The organism is Abyssibacter profundi (assembly GCF_003151135.1).
Lineage (GTDB): Bacteria > Pseudomonadota > Gammaproteobacteria > Nevskiales > OUC007 > Abyssibacter > Abyssibacter profundi.
This window is the reverse complement of sequence record NZ_QEQK01000005.1, coordinates 244,757-261,341: the sequence shown is the minus strand read 5'-3', so window position 1 is coordinate 261,341 and position 16,585 is coordinate 244,757. Positions and strand designations below refer to the sequence as shown.

At 64.3% G+C, this 16,585-nt stretch carries 15 protein-coding genes; 1 reads left to right on the top strand and 14 read right to left on the bottom strand.

Annotated elements, in window-relative coordinates:
* Window positions 1-92: 92 nt before the first annotated feature.
* Window positions 93-1,031 carry a peptidoglycan DD-metalloendopeptidase family protein gene (locus DEH80_RS07005; RefSeq protein WP_109719760.1) on the bottom strand — a complete coding sequence of 313 codons (939 nt, stop codon included), beginning with the start codon at window positions 1,029-1,031 and terminating at the stop codon, window positions 93-95.
* On the opposite strand from DEH80_RS07005, the gene DEH80_RS17790 reads away from it, so the two are divergent.
* Window positions 922-1,488, top strand: a complete 567-nt coding sequence (locus tag DEH80_RS17790; RefSeq protein WP_109719896.1) for a DciA family protein — start codon at window positions 922-924, stop codon at window positions 1,486-1,488. The two genes, DEH80_RS07005 and DEH80_RS17790, sit on opposite strands and share 110 nt — an antisense overlap.
* Here DEH80_RS17790 and lpxC read toward each other — a convergent pair.
* From lpxC to DEH80_RS06935, 13 genes are all read right to left on the bottom strand, one after another.
* Window positions 1,485-2,405 (bottom strand): UDP-3-O-acyl-N-acetylglucosamine deacetylase, encoded by a 921-nt coding sequence (lpxC, locus tag DEH80_RS06995; protein WP_109719759.1) that lies wholly within the window; start codon window positions 2,403-2,405, stop codon window positions 1,485-1,487. The two genes, DEH80_RS17790 and lpxC, sit on opposite strands and share 4 nt — an antisense overlap.
* A 252-nt stretch (window positions 2,406-2,657) precedes the next feature.
* The gene (gene ftsZ, locus DEH80_RS06990) at window positions 2,658-3,812 is read right to left on the bottom strand and encodes a cell division protein FtsZ (protein ID WP_207774527.1); all 1,155 of its coding nucleotides are present in this window, start codon (window positions 3,810-3,812) and stop codon (window positions 2,658-2,660) included.
* Between the two features lie 42 nt (window positions 3,813-3,854).
* Window positions 3,855-5,087, bottom strand: coding sequence for a cell division protein FtsA (ftsA, locus tag DEH80_RS06985; protein WP_109719757.1), 1,233 nt, complete (start codon window positions 5,085-5,087; stop codon window positions 3,855-3,857).
* A 4-nt stretch (window positions 5,088-5,091) separates the two neighbouring features.
* Complete coding sequence (locus tag DEH80_RS06980; protein ID WP_109719756.1) at window positions 5,092-5,841, bottom strand: cell division protein FtsQ/DivIB; 750 nt, start codon at window positions 5,839-5,841, stop codon at window positions 5,092-5,094.
* Window positions 5,838-6,782 carry a D-alanine--D-alanine ligase gene (locus DEH80_RS06975; protein WP_109719755.1) on the bottom strand — a complete coding sequence of 315 codons (945 nt, stop codon included), beginning with the start codon at window positions 6,780-6,782 and terminating at the stop codon, window positions 5,838-5,840. Before DEH80_RS06975 ends, DEH80_RS06980 begins: the two co-directional genes overlap by 4 nt.
* Window positions 6,779-7,669: a UDP-N-acetylmuramate dehydrogenase gene (gene murB / locus DEH80_RS06970; protein WP_109719754.1), complete on the bottom strand. Its 891-nt coding sequence runs from the start codon at window positions 7,667-7,669 to the stop codon at window positions 6,779-6,781. Before murB ends, DEH80_RS06975 begins: the two co-directional genes overlap by 4 nt.
* Entirely contained in the window at window positions 7,666-9,090 is a 1,425-nt protein-coding gene (murC, locus tag DEH80_RS06965; protein WP_109719753.1) for a UDP-N-acetylmuramate--L-alanine ligase, read from the bottom strand. The genes murB and murC overlap by 4 nt, the downstream gene beginning before the upstream one ends.
* Window positions 9,087-10,151, bottom strand: a complete 1,065-nt coding sequence (murG, locus tag DEH80_RS06960) for an undecaprenyldiphospho-muramoylpentapeptide beta-N-acetylglucosaminyltransferase (protein ID WP_109719752.1) — start codon at window positions 10,149-10,151, stop codon at window positions 9,087-9,089. Before murG ends, murC begins: the two co-directional genes overlap by 4 nt.
* Window positions 10,148-11,332: a putative lipid II flippase FtsW gene (gene ftsW, locus DEH80_RS06955; RefSeq protein WP_243412763.1), complete on the bottom strand. Its 1,185-nt coding sequence runs from the start codon at window positions 11,330-11,332 to the stop codon at window positions 10,148-10,150. Before ftsW ends, murG begins: the two co-directional genes overlap by 4 nt.
* Complete coding sequence (gene murD, locus DEH80_RS06950; protein WP_207774513.1) at window positions 11,320-12,651, bottom strand: UDP-N-acetylmuramoyl-L-alanine--D-glutamate ligase; 1,332 nt, start codon at window positions 12,649-12,651, stop codon at window positions 11,320-11,322. The genes ftsW and murD overlap by 13 nt, the downstream gene beginning before the upstream one ends.
* Window positions 12,648-13,730, bottom strand: a complete 1,083-nt coding sequence (mraY, locus tag DEH80_RS06945) for a phospho-N-acetylmuramoyl-pentapeptide-transferase (RefSeq protein WP_109719751.1) — start codon at window positions 13,728-13,730, stop codon at window positions 12,648-12,650. The genes murD and mraY overlap by 4 nt, the downstream gene beginning before the upstream one ends.
* Window positions 13,730-15,076, bottom strand: a complete 1,347-nt coding sequence (locus DEH80_RS06940; protein ID WP_109719750.1) for a UDP-N-acetylmuramoyl-tripeptide--D-alanyl-D-alanine ligase — start codon at window positions 15,074-15,076, stop codon at window positions 13,730-13,732. Before DEH80_RS06940 ends, mraY begins: the two co-directional genes overlap by 1 nt.
* A complete protein-coding gene (locus DEH80_RS06935) occupies window positions 15,063-16,583 on the bottom strand; it encodes a UDP-N-acetylmuramoyl-L-alanyl-D-glutamate--2,6-diaminopimelate ligase (protein WP_109719893.1) in 1,521 nt (506 codons plus the stop codon). The genes DEH80_RS06940 and DEH80_RS06935 overlap by 14 nt, the downstream gene beginning before the upstream one ends.
* Window positions 16,584-16,585 lie beyond the last annotated feature (2 nt).

Sequence of the window (16,585 nt, the reverse complement as noted above, 5' to 3'; positions counted from 1 at the left end):
GCGATGAGGGAATCAACGTCCGCGTCGACATGCGGCGGCGGCATTGTAACGCACGACTATTGACGCGCCCGCAGACGCCCCGCCAGACCCTGTTAGCTCTGTGCCTGGATGTAGCGGGCGGGATTAACCACCTTGCCGTTGCGCAGCACTTCGAAGTGCACATGCGGACCGGTCGAACGCCCGGTATTGCCCATGCGACCGATGACATCGCCCTTGGCCACACGATCGCCAACCTTCACCTCGTTGACCTTGTTATGGCCGTATCGGGTCACGTAACCGTTGCCGTGGTTAATCTCGACTAAGAGGCCGTAACCCGACCGACGCCCGGACCAGGTCACCACCCCACTGGCCACTGCCACCACTTCGGACCCTTCGCGACCGGCGAAGTCCATTCCGTAGTGGTGGGCACGGCGACCGGTGAATGGATCGGTGCGCACACCGAATAGCGAAGAGATCCAGCCACTGAGAATCGGACGCCCTTCGGGATGCGCCTCGCTTTGCAGCCGGCTCGCCAGAATCAGATCTTCGAGCACGCGCATCTCGCGTTCACGCGCGGCAATCTGGCGGTCCAATTCACCCAGCGTTGAGCTGACATCGCCCAGACCAGGCAATTCGCCCTCAACTTCGACTTCGGGCCCACCGACCGCCGGGGCAATATCAAACGCGAATTCGCCCTCATCCAGATCCGCAACTTCCACCAATCGCTGGCCGGCGGCGTTGAGGCGCATCATGTCTGCCTGCAGCATGGCCACCTTACGGGCCAGCGCCTGCGCGTTTTCCTGGAGATGCTGACGCGCTTCCGCCACTTGCTGACGATTTGCGTCAATGGCCGCCTGCCATTCGGCAGTCACCTCGGCCGGCAGGTTGGCCTGGGTGGTCGCCACCGGAGCGGTCAGCCGGCCGATGCCGACGCCCGCCGCGATGAACAGGGTCACCGTGGCACAAAGCGCCGCCGCCAGCCACGGACTACGCGGATCAAATTGCCAGCGCCGTGACCGGCCCAGCTTGTTGTCGATTACAATTAGTTCCATGTCTTACCGCTTCGGTCGTCGCGCCCGATCTCTTGCGGATCGCATCCGGTCCGACCGTTCCCCCCTTCGGGATTGGTCTCGGTCTGCCGTGCAGACCTCGTATCTTCAGGATCAGCTGGAACAACGCCTCCCCGCGTCGCTAGCCAGCCGCGTCAGATTCGTTCGCATGGATCAGACGACAGCCGTCCTGGCCGTCGCTTCACCCGCTTGGGCAACCCGCATCCGACAGCACCGCGCTGCATTGCGGCACATCGTCGAATCGTCGTTGGGTCGCCCCTGCACAGATATACGACTTTGCATCATTCCGGTGCAAGCCGCTATCCGGCCGAGTCACGAACCTGTCAAAACTCAAACCCGGCACATCGACACGATGCGCCGGCTCTCCAAAAGCACGAGCAATGCCAAACTCGCCGCCGCATTGCGCCGACTGGTCCAACAGCTCGAAAACGCAGACTAAGCCGCAGCCGTTGCCGGACGCGGTGAATAGATGATGGGCGCACGCTGTTCCGGGCGCTCGAATGTCACCATCTCCCAGGCATCTGGCTGCGCGATCAACCCGCGTAACAATTTGTTGTTCAGGGCATGCCCCGACTTGTAGCCGGTGAATGCGCCAATCAGGTTGTGCCCCATCAGGTACAAGTCCCCGATGGCGTCAAGAATCTTGTGCCGCACGAACTCATCTTGGTAACGCAGTCCGTCGTTATTGAGGACGCGGTACTCGTCCAGTGCCACCGCATTGTCCAGGCTCGCACCCAGGGCCAGATTATTGGCTCGCAGGTACTCCACGTCGCGCATGAAACCGAAGGTCCGCGCGCGGGAGACCTCTTTGACGTACGAGGTCGTGGAAAAATCGATGGTGGCGTGCTGCTGACTCGACGCGAACACGGGATGTTCAAAGTCGATGCCGAAGCTGACCTTGAAACCATCATGCGGATCAAAGCGCGCCCATTTGTCATCTTCTGTGACCTGGACAGGCTTCTTCACGCGGATGAATCGTTTGGGCGCATCCTGTTCGAGAATGCCGGCGGACTGGACCAGAAAAACAAAAGGCCCTGCACTGCCGTCCATGATCGGAACCTCGGGAGCCGACAATTCGATCAGCGCATTGTCGATCCCCAGACCCGCGAGGGCTGACATGAGATGTTCGACAGTCGACACCTTGGTGCCGTTGCCTTCCAGCGTGGTGTTCAGCGTCGTGTCGGTCACTGCATGGGCATCTGCCTTGAGTTCCGGCGCGCCGTCGAGGTCCACGCGCCGAAACACAATGCCGAAGTCCGCCGGGGCGGGGCGGATCGCCATGTACACCTTTTTGCCCGTGTGCAAACCCACGCCGGTGGCGCGAATCGGGTGTTGCACAGTTCGTTGCTTCAACATCTCTATACCTCAGTGGCTGTGCCCGAACACTGCCATGCGCCAGCGGACAGCCTGAGACAGGCCATCGATGGACAAGTTCGGTACGTCAGCCCCCGCGATTCTTATTCTGGAACAACGCTGCAGCCGGCAAGCATGGTCCGGCGCATCCGTCAAACGCGGCACTCTACCACAGAGTCCCGCCGGACCGAATGCACCTGGACGCCTGACCGCTGCCAACCCTGTTCCAGACCGCGCACGAAACGGGCCAGGCGGTTAGTCCGCCTGGTTCCGCAGAAACGCCGGCACGTCCAGCACCTCGATGTCCAGATCCGACAGATCATCCAAGCGACGCGCCTTCTTTTCGCGGCGGATGTAGGTGGGCTTCTCAAGGTCGTTGTACTTGACCTGCCCGCCCCCGTCGCGACTGATGGGCGTGACCACCTCGTGATCTTCGAAGGACTGGGCCTTCTGGTTACCCCCAAGACCGGTGGCAACCACGGTCACCCGCAGTTCATCACCCATATCCGGATCCAGTGCGGTACCGACAATGACCTCGGCCGAGTCGGCTGCCATTTCGCCAATCACTTCGTTCACCACCTGGAATTCGAACATGGTCAAATCGTCGCCAGCGGTGATGTTGACCAGCACGCCTTCGGCCCCGGTGAGTGTCAGCTCGTCCAGCAACGGACTGGCCAGCGCGGTCTCGGCGGCTTCCCGGGCGCGATCCTCGCCGCTGGAGCGACCGATCCCCATCATGGCCATGCCCGGAATGGACATCACCTTTCGCACGTCGGCAAAGTCGACGTTGATCAGGCCGCCTGCCGTAATCAGCTCGGCGATACCCTGGACCGCGTTGTGTAGCACATCGTTGGCCGACTTGAAGGCGTTCTTGACGGTCACGCTCTTGCCCAGCACGGACAGCAGCTTCTCGTTCGGAATCACGATCAGCGAGTTCACCAGATCTTCCAGTGCCTCGATGCCGCGACCGGCCACGTCCATGCGCTTCTTGCGCTCGAACGGGAACGGCTTGGTGACGACCGCAACGGTCAGGATTTCCAGTTCGCGTGCGATTTCCGCAACCACCGGAGCCGCCCCGGTACCGGTGCCACCGCCCATGCCGGCGGTGATGAACAGCATGTCGGAGCCTTCGATCGTCTCGCGAATGCGCTCGCGATCTTCCAATGCTGCCGCGCGCCCCACTTCAGGGTCGGCTCCGGCACCCAGGCCCCGGGTAACCGTGGAACCCAGTTGCAGGATGGTGTCGGCCGAGCAGGCGTCCAGATGCTGCACGTCCGTGTTGGCGCAGATGAATTCGACACCCTGAATTCCGGCCTCAACCATCTGGTTGACCGTGTTGGTGCCGCCGCCGCCGATGCCCATCACCTTAATGACTGGACGATTCGGCTGGTGTTCGATGAGTTCAAAGATCTCAGCCATGGTGTTACCTCGTGTTTGCCCCAAAAATGTCGATCAGAAATTGCCTTGGAACCAGCTCTTCATGCGTTCCCAGACTTGTGCGAAACCGGACCCTTCGGGTTGTCCGGTGTAGTGCGGGAGATTTCTCTGCCCGAAGATGAGCAACCCGATGCCTGTTGCGTGCTGCGGGTTGCGGGCGACGTCGGTCAGCCCTTGTACGGTGTGCGGCATGCCCAGCCGCACCGGCAGGTCGAAGACCTCCTCGGCCAGCTCGACCACGCCTGCCATCTTGCTGCTGCCACCGGTCAGCACGACGCCGCCGGCCAACATTTCGTCGAAACCGGATCGACGCAGTTCACGCTGGATCAGCAGGAACAGTTCTTCGTAACGCGGTCGGATCACCTCGGCCAGCGTCAGGCGCGACAGGCGACGCGGTGGACGGTCGCCCACGCTGTCGACCTCAATTTGTTCGTCGCGCTCCAGCATCTCGGGCAATGCATGCCCGTATTTGATCTTGATGGCGTCGGCATGCTGCGTCGGTGTGCGCAGGGCCACGGCGATGTCATTGGTAACCTGATCGCCAGCGATCGGGATCACCGCGGTATGACGAATCGCGCCCTTGTGAAACACCGCGATATCACTGGTTCCGCCCCCGATGTCGACCATGCAGACGCCGAGATCCTTTTCGTCGTCGGTAAGCACCGCATAGCTGGACGCCAACTGCTCCAGAATCAGCTTGTCCACGTCCAGACCACAACGCAGCACACACTTGTGAATGTTCTGCGCCGCCGACACGCTGCCGGTCACCATGTGCACACGGGCTTCCAGGCGCACGCCGGACATTCCGATGGGTTCCTGAATGCCCTCCTGGTCATCCACCGCGAATTCCTGCGGCAGCACATGCAAGGTTTTCTGGTCGGCGGGAATGGCCACTGCACAGGCCGCGTCGATCACCCGATCCACGTCGGCTTCGCTGACTTCCTTGCTACGTACCGCAACGATGCCGTGGGAGTTCAGGCTCTTGACGTGGCTCCCCGAGATGCCCGTATACACCGACTGGATGCGACAGCCAGCCATGAGCTCGGCCTCTTCCACCGCGCGCCGGATCGACTGCACCGTGGACTCGATATTCACCACCACGCCCTTTTTCATGCCGGTGGATGGGTGGGTGCCGATGCCGATGATCTCGATGACCCGCTCGTCGTTGATCTCCCCAACGATGGCCGCCACCTTGGAGGTGCCGATATCCAATCCGACGATGAGATCTTTCATTGGTTTTCTCGACATGACGTCAGTTCCTCTCCGGGGACTGCGCGGTCTCGCGCCATCCCACTGCAAATCCGTTCGTGTAGCGAAGATCGATGGTCGCAACCTGGGGCCAGCGGTCGGACAGCGCGCGGCGGACCGGCCCGGCAAACCGCGACATGCGCTCCGGGATGTCATGGCGGCCCAGTCGCAGGCGTACGCCATCGGACAGTTCTGCGGACCAGGATCCGCGCTCATCAATCGCGAGCGCGGCAAGCCGGAGGTCCTCAAGTCCCTGGGTCTGACTGAGCAGGGACCACTGGGCCAGCATGTCCATACGTAGCTCAGGGGGGCCGTCGAGCCGGGGCAGATCGGCCGGCCAACTCTCAGCCGGCGGCGCGAAGATTGCACCTTGAGCTGAGATCAGTGCCTCATCGCCCCACCGGGCGACGGCCTCGTGCTCGACCACCGTCGCCAGGAGCCGATCCGGGAAGCGCCGCGAGACCTGCGCATCGGCGACCCAGGGCAGCGCAGCCAGGCTGGCCTCCACCTCTCGCGGCGACACCTGGAACAGGCCCTGCCCCAGGTAGCCCAACGTGGCCTGGCGAAGTGCAGCGGGATCCGATGAACGCACGCCGTGCACCTCAAGGTTGAGCGGTCCTGCCTGACTGGCCAGCACCCAGAACACGACAAGGGCGGTGACCGCGGTAAGGACCAGCGTGCCGAACCAAGGGCGACGCGGCGCTTCGCTGGCCACGGCGCGCACCGGGCGCAATGCGTCAATGGCCACACTCATGCGGAGCCCTCCAGCGTTGTCGCCAGAATGCGCAGCACCAGGTCCTCCATCAACCAACCCAGCGCAGCCGCGGCCTTGGGCACCAACGAGTGCGTGGTCATCCCCGGTGTGGTGTTGACCTCCAGCAACCGCGGCTCGCCGTCGCCGGTCAGCATCAGATCCACCCGCCCCCAGCCGCTGCAACCCAGGACGGCGTAGGCACGACGTGCGAGCTCCTTGAGCCTGGCTTCGGTCGCCGCGTCCAAACCGCAGGGAATCAAATAACGCGTGTCATCCGAGACATACTTCGCCTCGTAGTCGTAAAAGCCACCCGCCGCCTCGATACGAATGGCGGGAAGCCAGACATCGCCAACCACGGCAATGGTGTACTCACCGCCCTCGATGGCCTCCTCAACCAACACCGGACCGGGATGCCGCGCGGCGTCCGCAATGGCCTGCCGCAGCGATTCGACATCGACCACGCGGGCCACGCCGACGCTGGAGCCCTGCCAGGCCGGCTTGACGAACAGGGGCAGGCCCAGTTGAGCGGCGATAGCCGCGGGATCGGCGTCCGCCGGATCACGCAGCAACACGTCGCGGGCTACCGGCAGGCCGGCCTGCTGCCACAAGGCCTTGGTTGCCCCCTTGTCCAACGCATTGGCACTGGCCTGCAAACCGCTGCCTGTGACCGGCAGCGCTTGCAAAGCGCAGGCGCCTTGAAGAATCCCATCCTCGCCCGGCGTGCCGTGGAGAATGTTGAAGACCCGATCGAATCCGCGCGCCTTCAGCGTCAGCAGGTCAGCCGGCGTGGGATCCAGCGCCTCGGCCTGCACGCCGGCGGCCTGTAGGGCCTCCAGCACACAGCGTCCGGATTCCAGCGACACCGCACGTTCCGCTGACCATCCACCCATCAGGACGACGACACGTCCGAACCGGTTTGGCGATTGAGCAGCCGGGTTCATGCGGGCTCCCCAACGACGCGCACTTCCGGGATCAGGTCGACATTCGCCTCGCGGCGCACGGTGTTCCGCACCAACGTGATCAGCGACTCGATATCCGCGGCGCGCGCATGGCCGCGGTTGATGATGAAATTGGCGTGCTTGGTCGAGACCTCGGCGTCTCCGATGCGGCGCCCCTTCAGACCAGCGGCTTCAATCAGACGCGCGGCATGGTCGCCCTCGGGATTACGGAACACCGAGCCGCAGGACGGCTTACCCACCGGTTGCGAGGCCTTGCGTTCGGCAATCATCTGACGAATGCGCTCCGGCGCCTTCCCATCGGCGTCCGGGGCAAATGACAGTTCCGCCGCTACAAACCAGAGGTTGGGCTCCGGCGCGATCACGCTGCGATAACCCGTCTCGAAGGCGCTGGCCGGCAGACTGCGCACGGCACCGCTGCGATCGATCACCTGGACGGACTCGACCACGGCCCAGGTTTCGCCGCCCCAGGCCCCGGCGTTCATCGCCAGGGCGCCGCCCAAGGTGCCTGGGATACCGGCAAAAAACTCGCCGCCAGCCAGCCCCCAGCTCGCCACCAGCTTCGCGAGGCGGGCGCAATGCACGCCAGCCTCGACAAAGACGCGGGTCCCGTCGCGGCGGGTGATCTGATCAAGCACGCCGTGGACGCTGACAGTGGTCCCTCGAAATCCGCCGTCACGGATGAGCAGGTTACTGCCCAGGCCCATCCAGAGAATCGACTCCTGCTCGGGAAGTCGATGCAGGAATTCGGATAAATCCTCACCATCAGCCGGCTTGTAATAGCGGTCGCTGGGTCCGCCGACCCGCCAACTGGTGTAGCGCATCAACGGCTCGTTGATGCGCAGTTCGCCGCGCAGGTGAGACAGGCTCATGTCGCCACCCCGAATCGCTGGACAAGCAGGCCCGGCAGGCTGCCGACATTGCCGGCTCCCAGCGTTAGCAGCACATCATCCGGTCGCAGCACATCGGCAAGCACGTCGGGAACCTGCTCGATGCCATCGACGAACACCGGCTGTGACTTGCCGCGGGCACGAATGCCGGCTGACAGGGCGCGTCCGTCCGCGCCTGCGATGGGGGCTTCACCGGCCGCGTAGACCTCGGTGAGGACCAGTGTGTCGACGTCTGCCAGCACATTGCAGAAGTCGTCGAACAGGTCGCGGGTCCGCGTGTAGCGATGCGGCTGGAACACCACCACGAGGCGTCGCTGTGGCCAGGCTGCACGCATGGCGGCCAGCGTGGCACCGACTTCCCGCGGGTGGTGTCCGTAGTCGTCGACCAGCGTGACCCGACCGCCGTCGATCGATAGCTCGCCGATCCGCTCGCAGCGCCGGCCAATGCCCCCGAACCGACTCAGCGCCCGACCAATATGCTCGGCGCTCACCTTAAGTTCGTGGGCCACGGCCGCCGCTGCCAAGGCGTTGAGCACGTTATGCCGGCCAGGCAGGTTTAGATGCACCTGGGCGGGTGCCTCGCGCCCCGGCAGATGCAGTTGGAAATGGCTACCCCGGCCGTCGACACGCAAATCTGTGGCCCGGACATCAGCCTGCTCGCCCAGCCCATAGGTCACGTAGGGGCGACTGAACTCCGGCAACAGCTCCGCCACGACGGGGTCGTCAACACAAAGCACCGCCAACCCATAGAACGGCAGCTGGTGAATGAACTCGACGAAGGTCTGCTTCAAACGGCTGAATTGGCCGCCGTAAGTTTCCAGGTGGTCCGCATCGATGTTGGTGACGACGGCCATGAGCGGCATCAGATGCAGAAATGACGCGTCGGATTCGTCTGCCTCGGCCACTAGGTAGGGGCCATCGCCCAGCCGGGCGTTGGCACCCGCCGACAGCACCTTCCCGCCGACCACAAAGGTCGGATCCAGCTCGCCCTCGGCCAGGACCGCGGCGACCAGGCTGGTCGTGGTGGTCTTGCCGTGGGTTCCGGCCACCGCGATGCCATAACGGAAACGCATCAGCTCGGCGAGCATTTCGGCGCGCCGGACCACCGGAATCCGGTGCTCCTGGGCATAGGCGACTTCGGGGTTCTCCGGGTCGACCGCTGTCGACGTGACGACCACATCGGCGTTGGCCACATGCTCGGCCGCATGGCCCACAGCAATCTCGGCGCCCAGTGAGCGCAGGCGCTCGACGGTGGGCGAGACACGCAGGTCGCTGCCCGCCACCTGGTATCCCAGATTCAGCAACACTTCGGCGATACCGGCCATGCCCACGCCACCAATTCCGATCATATGGATGCGGCTGACGCGACGCATGGGCTGGCTCACTGCACTTTGATGCTTCATGCCCGCCCCCCTGCCTGCAGACAGACATCCACGATCCGCTGACAAGCGTCCGGCCATGCCAGTGTTCGCGCCTGCTGGGCCATGGACAGACGCCGGGCACGATCCGTGAGCAGCGGGCGCAGCGCCTCGGCCAGCCGCTCCGGAGACAGTGTGGCCTCGGGCATGAGCAGGGCGGCGCCAGCATCTGCCAGATACGCCGCATTGGCCGTCTGGTGATCATCGACCGCAGCCGGAAATGGCACCAGAATCGACGCGCAGCCGGCCGCTGCCAGTTCGGCCACCGTCAGTGCACCGGAGCGGCAGACCACCAGATCAGCCGTTGCGTAGGCACTGGCGATGTCATCGATAAAGGGAATGATGTCCGCATCGACAGCCGCCTGGGCATAAGCGGCCTCGGCAACCGCCACCGTGCGACCACCCTGGTGGGTGACTCGCGGCCGTAATGCCGCCGGCAGCCGCGCCAGCGCGGCCGGTACGATTTGATTCAAGGCCTTGGCACCCTGGCTGCCACCAACCACCAGCAGGCGCACGGGTTCACCTTCGTCACTCTGGCGCACGGCCGGGTCAGGCAGGTCGGCAAAGCTGCTGCGCACGGGATTGCCCACCACCTCCGCGCCGGCTATCGCACCTGGGAATGCCTGTAGGTTGACGGTCGCAATCCGCGACAACGCCCGGTTCGTCAATCCGGCCGCCGCATTCTGTTCATGGATGACCAGGGGGATTCGTCGCAGCCATGCTGCCAACCCCGTTGGTCCCGCCACAAAGCCGCCCAGACCGAGCAGCACATCCGGCCGCTCGGCGCGTAGGGCCAACCAGCATTCGGAGATGGCGCGCAACAGCCGCAGCGGCGCCGCCAGCAAGGTCGAGACACCCTTGCCACGGACGCCGGCAATGCGAATCCACCGCGCAGCAATAGGCCGGTCTGCCAGCACGCGCGCCTCGAAACCTTGCTCGGTCCCCAGCCACACGACATCGTGACCCAAGGCCATGAGTTGCTCGGCCACGGCCAAGCCGGGAAACACGTGGCCACCGGTGCCGCCAGCTGCAATGGCAATCTTCATCGTGCCGCCCCCGCTGACCGGGTCGGGCCATCCGTTCGGGCGGCCATACGGTTTTCACGATCCACGCGCAGCAGCAAGGCCAGCGACGCACAGGTCACCAACAAACTGCTGCCCCCGTAGCTGATGAAGGGCATCGTGAGCCCCTTGGTCGGCAGCAGCCCCATGTTCACGGCCATGTTGATGAAGGCCTGCAGCCCCACCCAGGCCGAGATGGCCCAGGCCACATACGCCGCAAAGTAATCTTCACGCGCGGAGGCTGCCTGCGCGACCGCAAAACCGCGCCAGACCAACAGGCCGAACAGCAGCATGAGGAGCACGACGCCGACCAGTCCGAGTTCCTCAGCAATGACAGCGAACAGAAAATCGGTGTGCGTCTCGGGCAGGTACAGCAGCTTCTGAATGCTGTTGCCAAACCCGACCCCCGTCCATTCGCCGCGACCGATGGCGATTAACGACTGGGTCAGCTGAAAACCACCATCGAAGGGATCAGCAAAGGGGTCGCGGAAACTGGCCAGCCGCTTTAGCCGGTAGGGAGACGACACCAGCAGCATGGCCAGCGTCCCGATGCCCGCGGCCCCGAGCAAAACCATGTGCAGCAACTTGGCCCCGGCGAGGAACAGAATCACCGCAGCCACCGCCAGCAGAACAGCTGTCGACCCGAAATCCGGCTCGGCCAGCAACAGCACCGAGGCCAGTCCCAGTGGGAGCATGGGACGCAGCAGCCCGCGGATGCGGGTCTGGACCTGAGCACGATGCCGGGTGACGTAGCTGGCCAGATACAGAATGAAACATAGCCGGGCGACTTCGGAGGCCTGCAGATTCACCGGCCCCAGATTCAGCCAGCGACGTGCGCCGTTGACCTCATGGCCCACGCCGGGAATCAACACCAGCATCAGCAGCACCAAGCCAAATCCCAGCAGCGGGAATCCGGCATTCGACCAGTGACGCATCGGCACGCTGTACATAAACACGCCCGCGCCCAGTCCGAGCACCGCGAACATCAGTTGGCGCCTGAAGTAGTAGAGCATGTCCCCGGTTTGACGCTCGGCAACCGCCACCGACGCCGACGCCACCATGACCAGGCCGAACACCAACAGCAGGCCGGCGACAGCAAGCAGCAGACGATCGGTGTAACGACCCTGCAGCGTCGGCCGAAGCATCACCAGATTCAGGCGGGACATGCGACCTCCCCATCCTTCACCAGGCGAATAAATGCTTCCCCACGTTCGATGTAATCGCGGAACTGGTCCTGGCTGGCGCAGCCGGGTGACAACAGCACGGTGTCGCCAGGCTGGGCCAGGACGCGGGCGCGCTGGACCGACGCCGCCAGGTCCGGCTCGACATGAATCGGCAACACGCCGTCCAGATGATTCCGGATCAGTCCGGCATCTTCGCCGTACAGCACCGCGGCCCGGCCCACTGCCGCCAACGGCGCCCCCCAAGGACGGAAATCCCCGCCCTTGGCCAGCCCGCCGGCAAGCAGGACGATCGGTGCCTGCACGCCGCCCAATGCCGCCAGCGTCGCCCCGACGTTGGTGCCCTTGGAGTCGTTAATCCAGGTCACACCGGCCTGTTCGGCCACCCACTGACAGCGGTGCGGCAGCCCCTCGAACGCAAGCAACGCCGGGCGAACCGACTCCGGATCGACACCAATGGACTCCAACAACGCCAGTGCCGCCGCCACATTGGCCAGGTTGTGTGCACCGACAAGCCGCAACTCAGCTGCGGATAACCAGGGCCGCTGCTGGCGGAACAGCGTCGACACGCCATCGACCTGCCGAATCGCCCAATCCGCAGCCTGGCTCACACTGAAGCTACGCCGGACATCCCCGGTCGGCATCGCAACCACATGAGGGTCATCGAGATTGACCACGGCGCAGCGAGCGTTGCGATAGATTTTTGCCTTCACCGCCGCGTAATGCGCCATGCTGCCGTGGCGATCCATGTGGTCCGCCGAAAGATTCAGCACACAGGCGGCTTCGCAGGCGAGTGTCTCGGTTAGCTCCAGCTGGAAGCTCGACAGCTCCAACACGACCACATCCGCCGGCTGCGCCAGCAGGTCCAGCGCGGGCGTGCCGATGTTGCCGCCCAGCGCAACGCGCCGGCCAGCCGCTTCCAGCAGACGAGCCAGCAGGGTCACGACGGTGCTTTTGCCGTTAGAACCGGTGACACCAATGATGGGGTGGCGACAGGCCCGGGCAAACAACTCGATGTCGCCGACCACCGGCAAGCCGCGCTGACGCGCGGCCTCGAACAGCGGTTCGTCATACGGCAGACCCGGGGAAGCCAGCACGGCGTCCACGCCATCCAGCAAGGCGTCTACGTCGAACGCCCCCAGTCGAAGGTCAACCTGCGCCTGCCATGGCGCATGCACAACCTGATCGACACGGCTGTCTGCAGCGCGCACGCGTGCGCCTTCGGCGAGCAAGTAGCGCACTGCCGACTGCCCGGTGACACCGAGGCCAACCACCAGCCAATGTTGTCTGCCGACGTCGATCACCGGATCTTCAGCGTTGACAGGCCGATGAGCACGAGCACCAGCGTAATGATCCAGAAACGGACGATGATCTTCGGCTCGGCCCAGCCCTTGAGTTCAAAGTGGTGGTGCAAAGGCGCCATGCGGAAAATGCGACGCCCGGTCAGCTTGAATGAGGCCACCTGCAGAATGACCGACACCGTCTCCGCGACAAAGACCCCGCCCATGACCACGAGCACCAGTTCCTGCCGGACCATGAGGGCCACCACGCCCAGTGCACCTCCCAAGGCCAGGGCGCCGATATCACCCATGAACACCTGGGCCGGGTAGGTGTTGAACCACAGAAAACCCAGCCCGGCGCCACCAATCGCCGTGCAGAAGATCGCCAACTCACCCACGCCTGGCACATAGGGAATGCCCAGATACTCCGAGTACACGGCGTTTCCGGTGGCATAGGCGAAGACCCCCAGCGCAGAAGCCACCAGCACGCAGGGCATGATCGCCAGCCCATCCAGCCCGTCGGTCAGATTGACCGCGTTGCTGGTCCCGACGATGACCAGGTATCCCCAGAACACGAAGAATCCGCCCAGCGGAATCGCGAGATCCTTAAAGAACGGGAAGAACAACGTGGTTTCGGTCGGCGATGTCGCGGTGGCATACAACACACCGGTCGCCATAAAACCCGCCAGACTGAGCCAAAAGTACTTGGCCCGGGCGGACAAACCCTTGGAATTGCCGTAGCGAATCTTTCGATAGTCGTCGACAAAGCCGACCACCCCGAAAGACAAGGTGACAAAAACCGCAATCCAGACGAAGCGATTGCTCAGGTCCGACCAGAGCAGCGTGGCAATGATGACGGCGGCAAGAATGAGCAGGCCGCCCATGGTGGGCGTGCCGGCCTTGACCAGATGGCTTTGGGGGCCATCATCGCGAACGACTTGGCCGATCTGGCGCGATGTGAGCCGGCGAATGAGCACCGGTCCGAACAGCAGCGAGACCAGCAGCGCTGTCAGCACGCCGAGAATCGCGCGAACGGTCAGGTAGTCAAACAGGTTGAAGCCGCTGTACAGCCGCTCCAGCGCATCGGTTAGGTGGTAGAGCATCAGCCAGCCTCCCCTGTGGTCAGTGCCTGGACCAGCCGCTCCATGCGCGCACCGCGCGACCCTTTGATCAGCAGGCAGACCTGCGGGCTGATCTCGCTGGCCACCTGTTTGCAAAGCACATCCATCGAATCGGCGATCTCGGCACCCTCGCCAAAGCCCTGCGCGGCATGGGCCGCCAGATCACCCAGCAAGAACAGCCGCTCTMCTCCGGCAGCGCGCGCCTGACGGCCCGCCTCGACATGTGCCTCCACGGCATTGCTCCCCAGTTCGTTCATGTTCCCCAGGGCAAGCCAGCGCTTGCCATCGGCCTGGGCCAAGACCGCCAGCGCCGCCTGCAAAGAGGTCGGGTTCGCGTTGTAGCTGTCGTCTAGCAGGGCGGCTCCGCAGTCGGCTGTCCGCGGCGTCAGCCGCCCAGGTGCTGGTTCCAGCCGGGCCAGTCCATCGGCAATCTGCGGCAACGAGATGCCCAGTGCGTGCGCCGCAGCGGCGGCAGCGAGTGCGTTCATGACGTTGTGGCGGCCGGACAACGGCAGCTCCAGCGCCACGGAGCGACCCGCGACCTGCAACGTCAGCCGTGTCGCTGCGGGCGACATCTGCAGATCGGAGGCCGTCACATCCGCAGGCTGATCCAGCCCGAAACGGATCTGCGAAGCCCCCTGGGCCGTCTGTGCCCACTGCGCGGCATAACGGTCGTCAGCATTGATCACGGCGGTGCCGCCAGACTGCAGGCCGCCATAGATCTCACCCTTGGTTCGAGCCACGCCATCGAGTCCACCAAATCCGGCCAGGTGCGCCGCGGCGGCATGGGTAATCAGAGCGACCCGGGGTGGCGCAATGGCGACCAGCTCAGCGATGTCGCCAGGCTTGTTCGCTCCCATCTCCAACACCGCGAACCGATGCGAGCCATCCAGACGCATCAGCGTCAGTGGCAAGCCGATGTGGTTGTTGAAATTGCCGGCCGTCGCCAATGTCGGTCCGACACCGCCCAGAATGGCGGCGAGCATCTGCTTGACCGTGGTCTTGCCATTGCTACCGGTGACGGCGACGACGGGCACGTCAAAGCGCTCCAGCCAGCGACGCGCCATGACCTGCAATGCGGCCAGCGTGTCGGTCACCTGCACCTGAGGCAGCGGACTATCACTGGCTTCGGCCACCAGCGCACCGGCCGCACCCAGCGACGCGGCGCGACGCACGAAGCTGTGACCGTCGAAGCGCTCGCCACGCAGCGCCACGTACAACCCACCCGGCCTCAAATTCCGGGTGTCCTGGGTCACCGATGTAAACGGTGCGGACGCGCCGATCAGCTGGCCACCTGTGGCCTCGGCCACCCAGTCAAGCGTCGCCATGACGACCTCCTGGCTGCCCGCCGAGCGTCTGCAGTACGGCTGCGACCACACCCCGGTCGGAGAACGGCCGGCGCTCACTACCAATAATTTGTTCGGTTTCGTGCCCCTTGCCCGCCACGAGGACAACATCGCCGGCTCGCGCCTGCTCGATCGCCGTGCGTATCGCCACCTCACGATCATGTTCGACACGGACATGCCGACGGTCGCCCATTCCGGACACGATGGCCGCGACGATGTCGAAGGGCGACTCGCTACGTGGATTGTCGTCGGTGACCACGACCGCATCGGCCAGTCGGGCTGCCGCACTGCCCATGAGTTGGCGCTTGCCGGTATCGCGGTCCCCGCCACAGCCGAACACGCAGATCAGCCGCCCTTCGCAGTGTGGACGCAGCGACTCCAGCGCATGCGCCAACGCCTGCGGCGTATGGGCATAGTCAACCACGGCCAAGGGCAGACCCGGGGCGGAGAACCCTTCCATGCGCCCCGGAACGGTCCCCAACTTGCCGAGGACCTCGGCGATCCGGTCCAGCGCATAGCCACGAAACTCCAGAACCGCGGCGGCCGCGAGCAAGTTGTAGATGTTGAAGCGTCCCAGCAATCCGCTTTGGACGACGCGCGAGCCCGCGGGCGTTTGCAGCCGAAACTGCAGGCCCTGGGTCGCCAGCTGCACATCGCGGGCAATGGCGTACCGAGCCTGTTCGGGCATGTCGCCTTCGATGCCATACGTGCAAACAGGCAACGCCGGGCTCAGTTCTTCGGCCCACGCGCGACCCAGGTCATCGTCCCGGTTTAATACCGCCAGGCCCAGATCCGGCATATCGAACAGCCGCCGCTTGGCCGCTGCGTACCGCTCCAAATCGCCGTGGTAATCCAGGTGATCCCGACCGACATTGGTCAGGATGCCGACATCAAACTCCACGCCGGCCACCCGCCCCTGGTCCAGCGCATGCGACGAGGTCTCCATCACCATGGCCTTGGCGCGATCATCGACCAGGCGTCGCATCCATCGCTGAATGCGCACGGCATCGGGCGTGGTGTGGGTTGCCAGCTCCAGTGCATCGACCGGGCCGTAACCCAGCGTGCCAAGGTATCCCGCCGGGTCACCCAGTTTGGTCAGGGCATGCGCCAGCAGATACGCCGTAGATGTCTTGCCATCCGTGCCGGTAATGCCAACGCTGAACAGTTCCCGCGACGGCCGTTCGTAGTAACGCGCCGCGATCTCTCCGGCATGGCGCCGAAGCTGCGGAACCGGCCACGCCGGAATCGGGATGTCCGGAGGCTCCACGCCCGGCTCCGGCTCCCACAGCACGGCGGCCGCACCATTCCGCAGCGCTTCCGGCAGATAGTTCAGGCCATGCGATTCGAATCCGCTGCAGGCCAGGAACAAGCTACCGTCACGGACCCGCCGCGAGTCGCTCTCCACTCCGTGGATGGAAACGCTCAGATCGCCGGCAGAGTCCACGAGACCATCGACCAGGCGGGCCAACTCACAAGGCCGTTGAGGCATGG

Coding starts and splice junctions, on each gene's coding strand:
- DEH80_RS17790 (WP_109719896.1), top strand. CDS start 922: ATGAACAGGGTCACCGTGGCACAAAGCGCCGCCGCCAGCCACGGACTA.
- DEH80_RS07005 (WP_109719760.1), bottom strand. CDS start 1,031: ATGGAACTAATTGTAATCGACAACAAGCTGGGCCGGTCACGGCGCTGG.
- lpxC (WP_109719759.1), bottom strand. CDS start 2,405: ATGTTGAAGCAACGAACTGTGCAACACCCGATTCGCGCCACCGGCGTG.
- ftsA (WP_109719757.1), bottom strand. CDS start 5,087: ATGTCGAGAAAACCAATGAAAGATCTCATCGTCGGATTGGATATCGGC.
- DEH80_RS06980 (WP_109719756.1), bottom strand. CDS start 5,841: ATGAGTGTGGCCATTGACGCATTGCGCCCGGTGCGCGCCGTGGCCAGC.
- DEH80_RS06975 (WP_109719755.1), bottom strand. CDS start 6,782: ATGAACCCGGCTGCTCAATCGCCAAACCGGTTCGGACGTGTCGTCGTC.
- murB (WP_109719754.1), bottom strand. CDS start 7,669: ATGAGCCTGTCTCACCTGCGCGGCGAACTGCGCATCAACGAGCCGTTG.
- murC (WP_109719753.1), bottom strand. CDS start 9,090: ATGAAGCATCAAAGTGCAGTGAGCCAGCCCATGCGTCGCGTCAGCCGC.
- murG (WP_109719752.1), bottom strand. CDS start 10,151: ATGAAGATTGCCATTGCAGCTGGCGGCACCGGTGGCCACGTGTTTCCC.
- ftsW (WP_243412763.1), bottom strand. CDS start 11,332: ATGTCCCGCCTGAATCTGGTGATGCTTCGGCCGACGCTGCAGGGTCGT.
- mraY (WP_109719751.1), bottom strand. CDS start 13,730: ATGCTCTACCACCTAACCGATGCGCTGGAGCGGCTGTACAGCGGCTTC.
- DEH80_RS06935 (WP_109719893.1), bottom strand. CDS start 16,583: ATGCCTCAACGGCCTTGTGAGTTGGCCCGCCTGGTCGATGGTCTCGTG.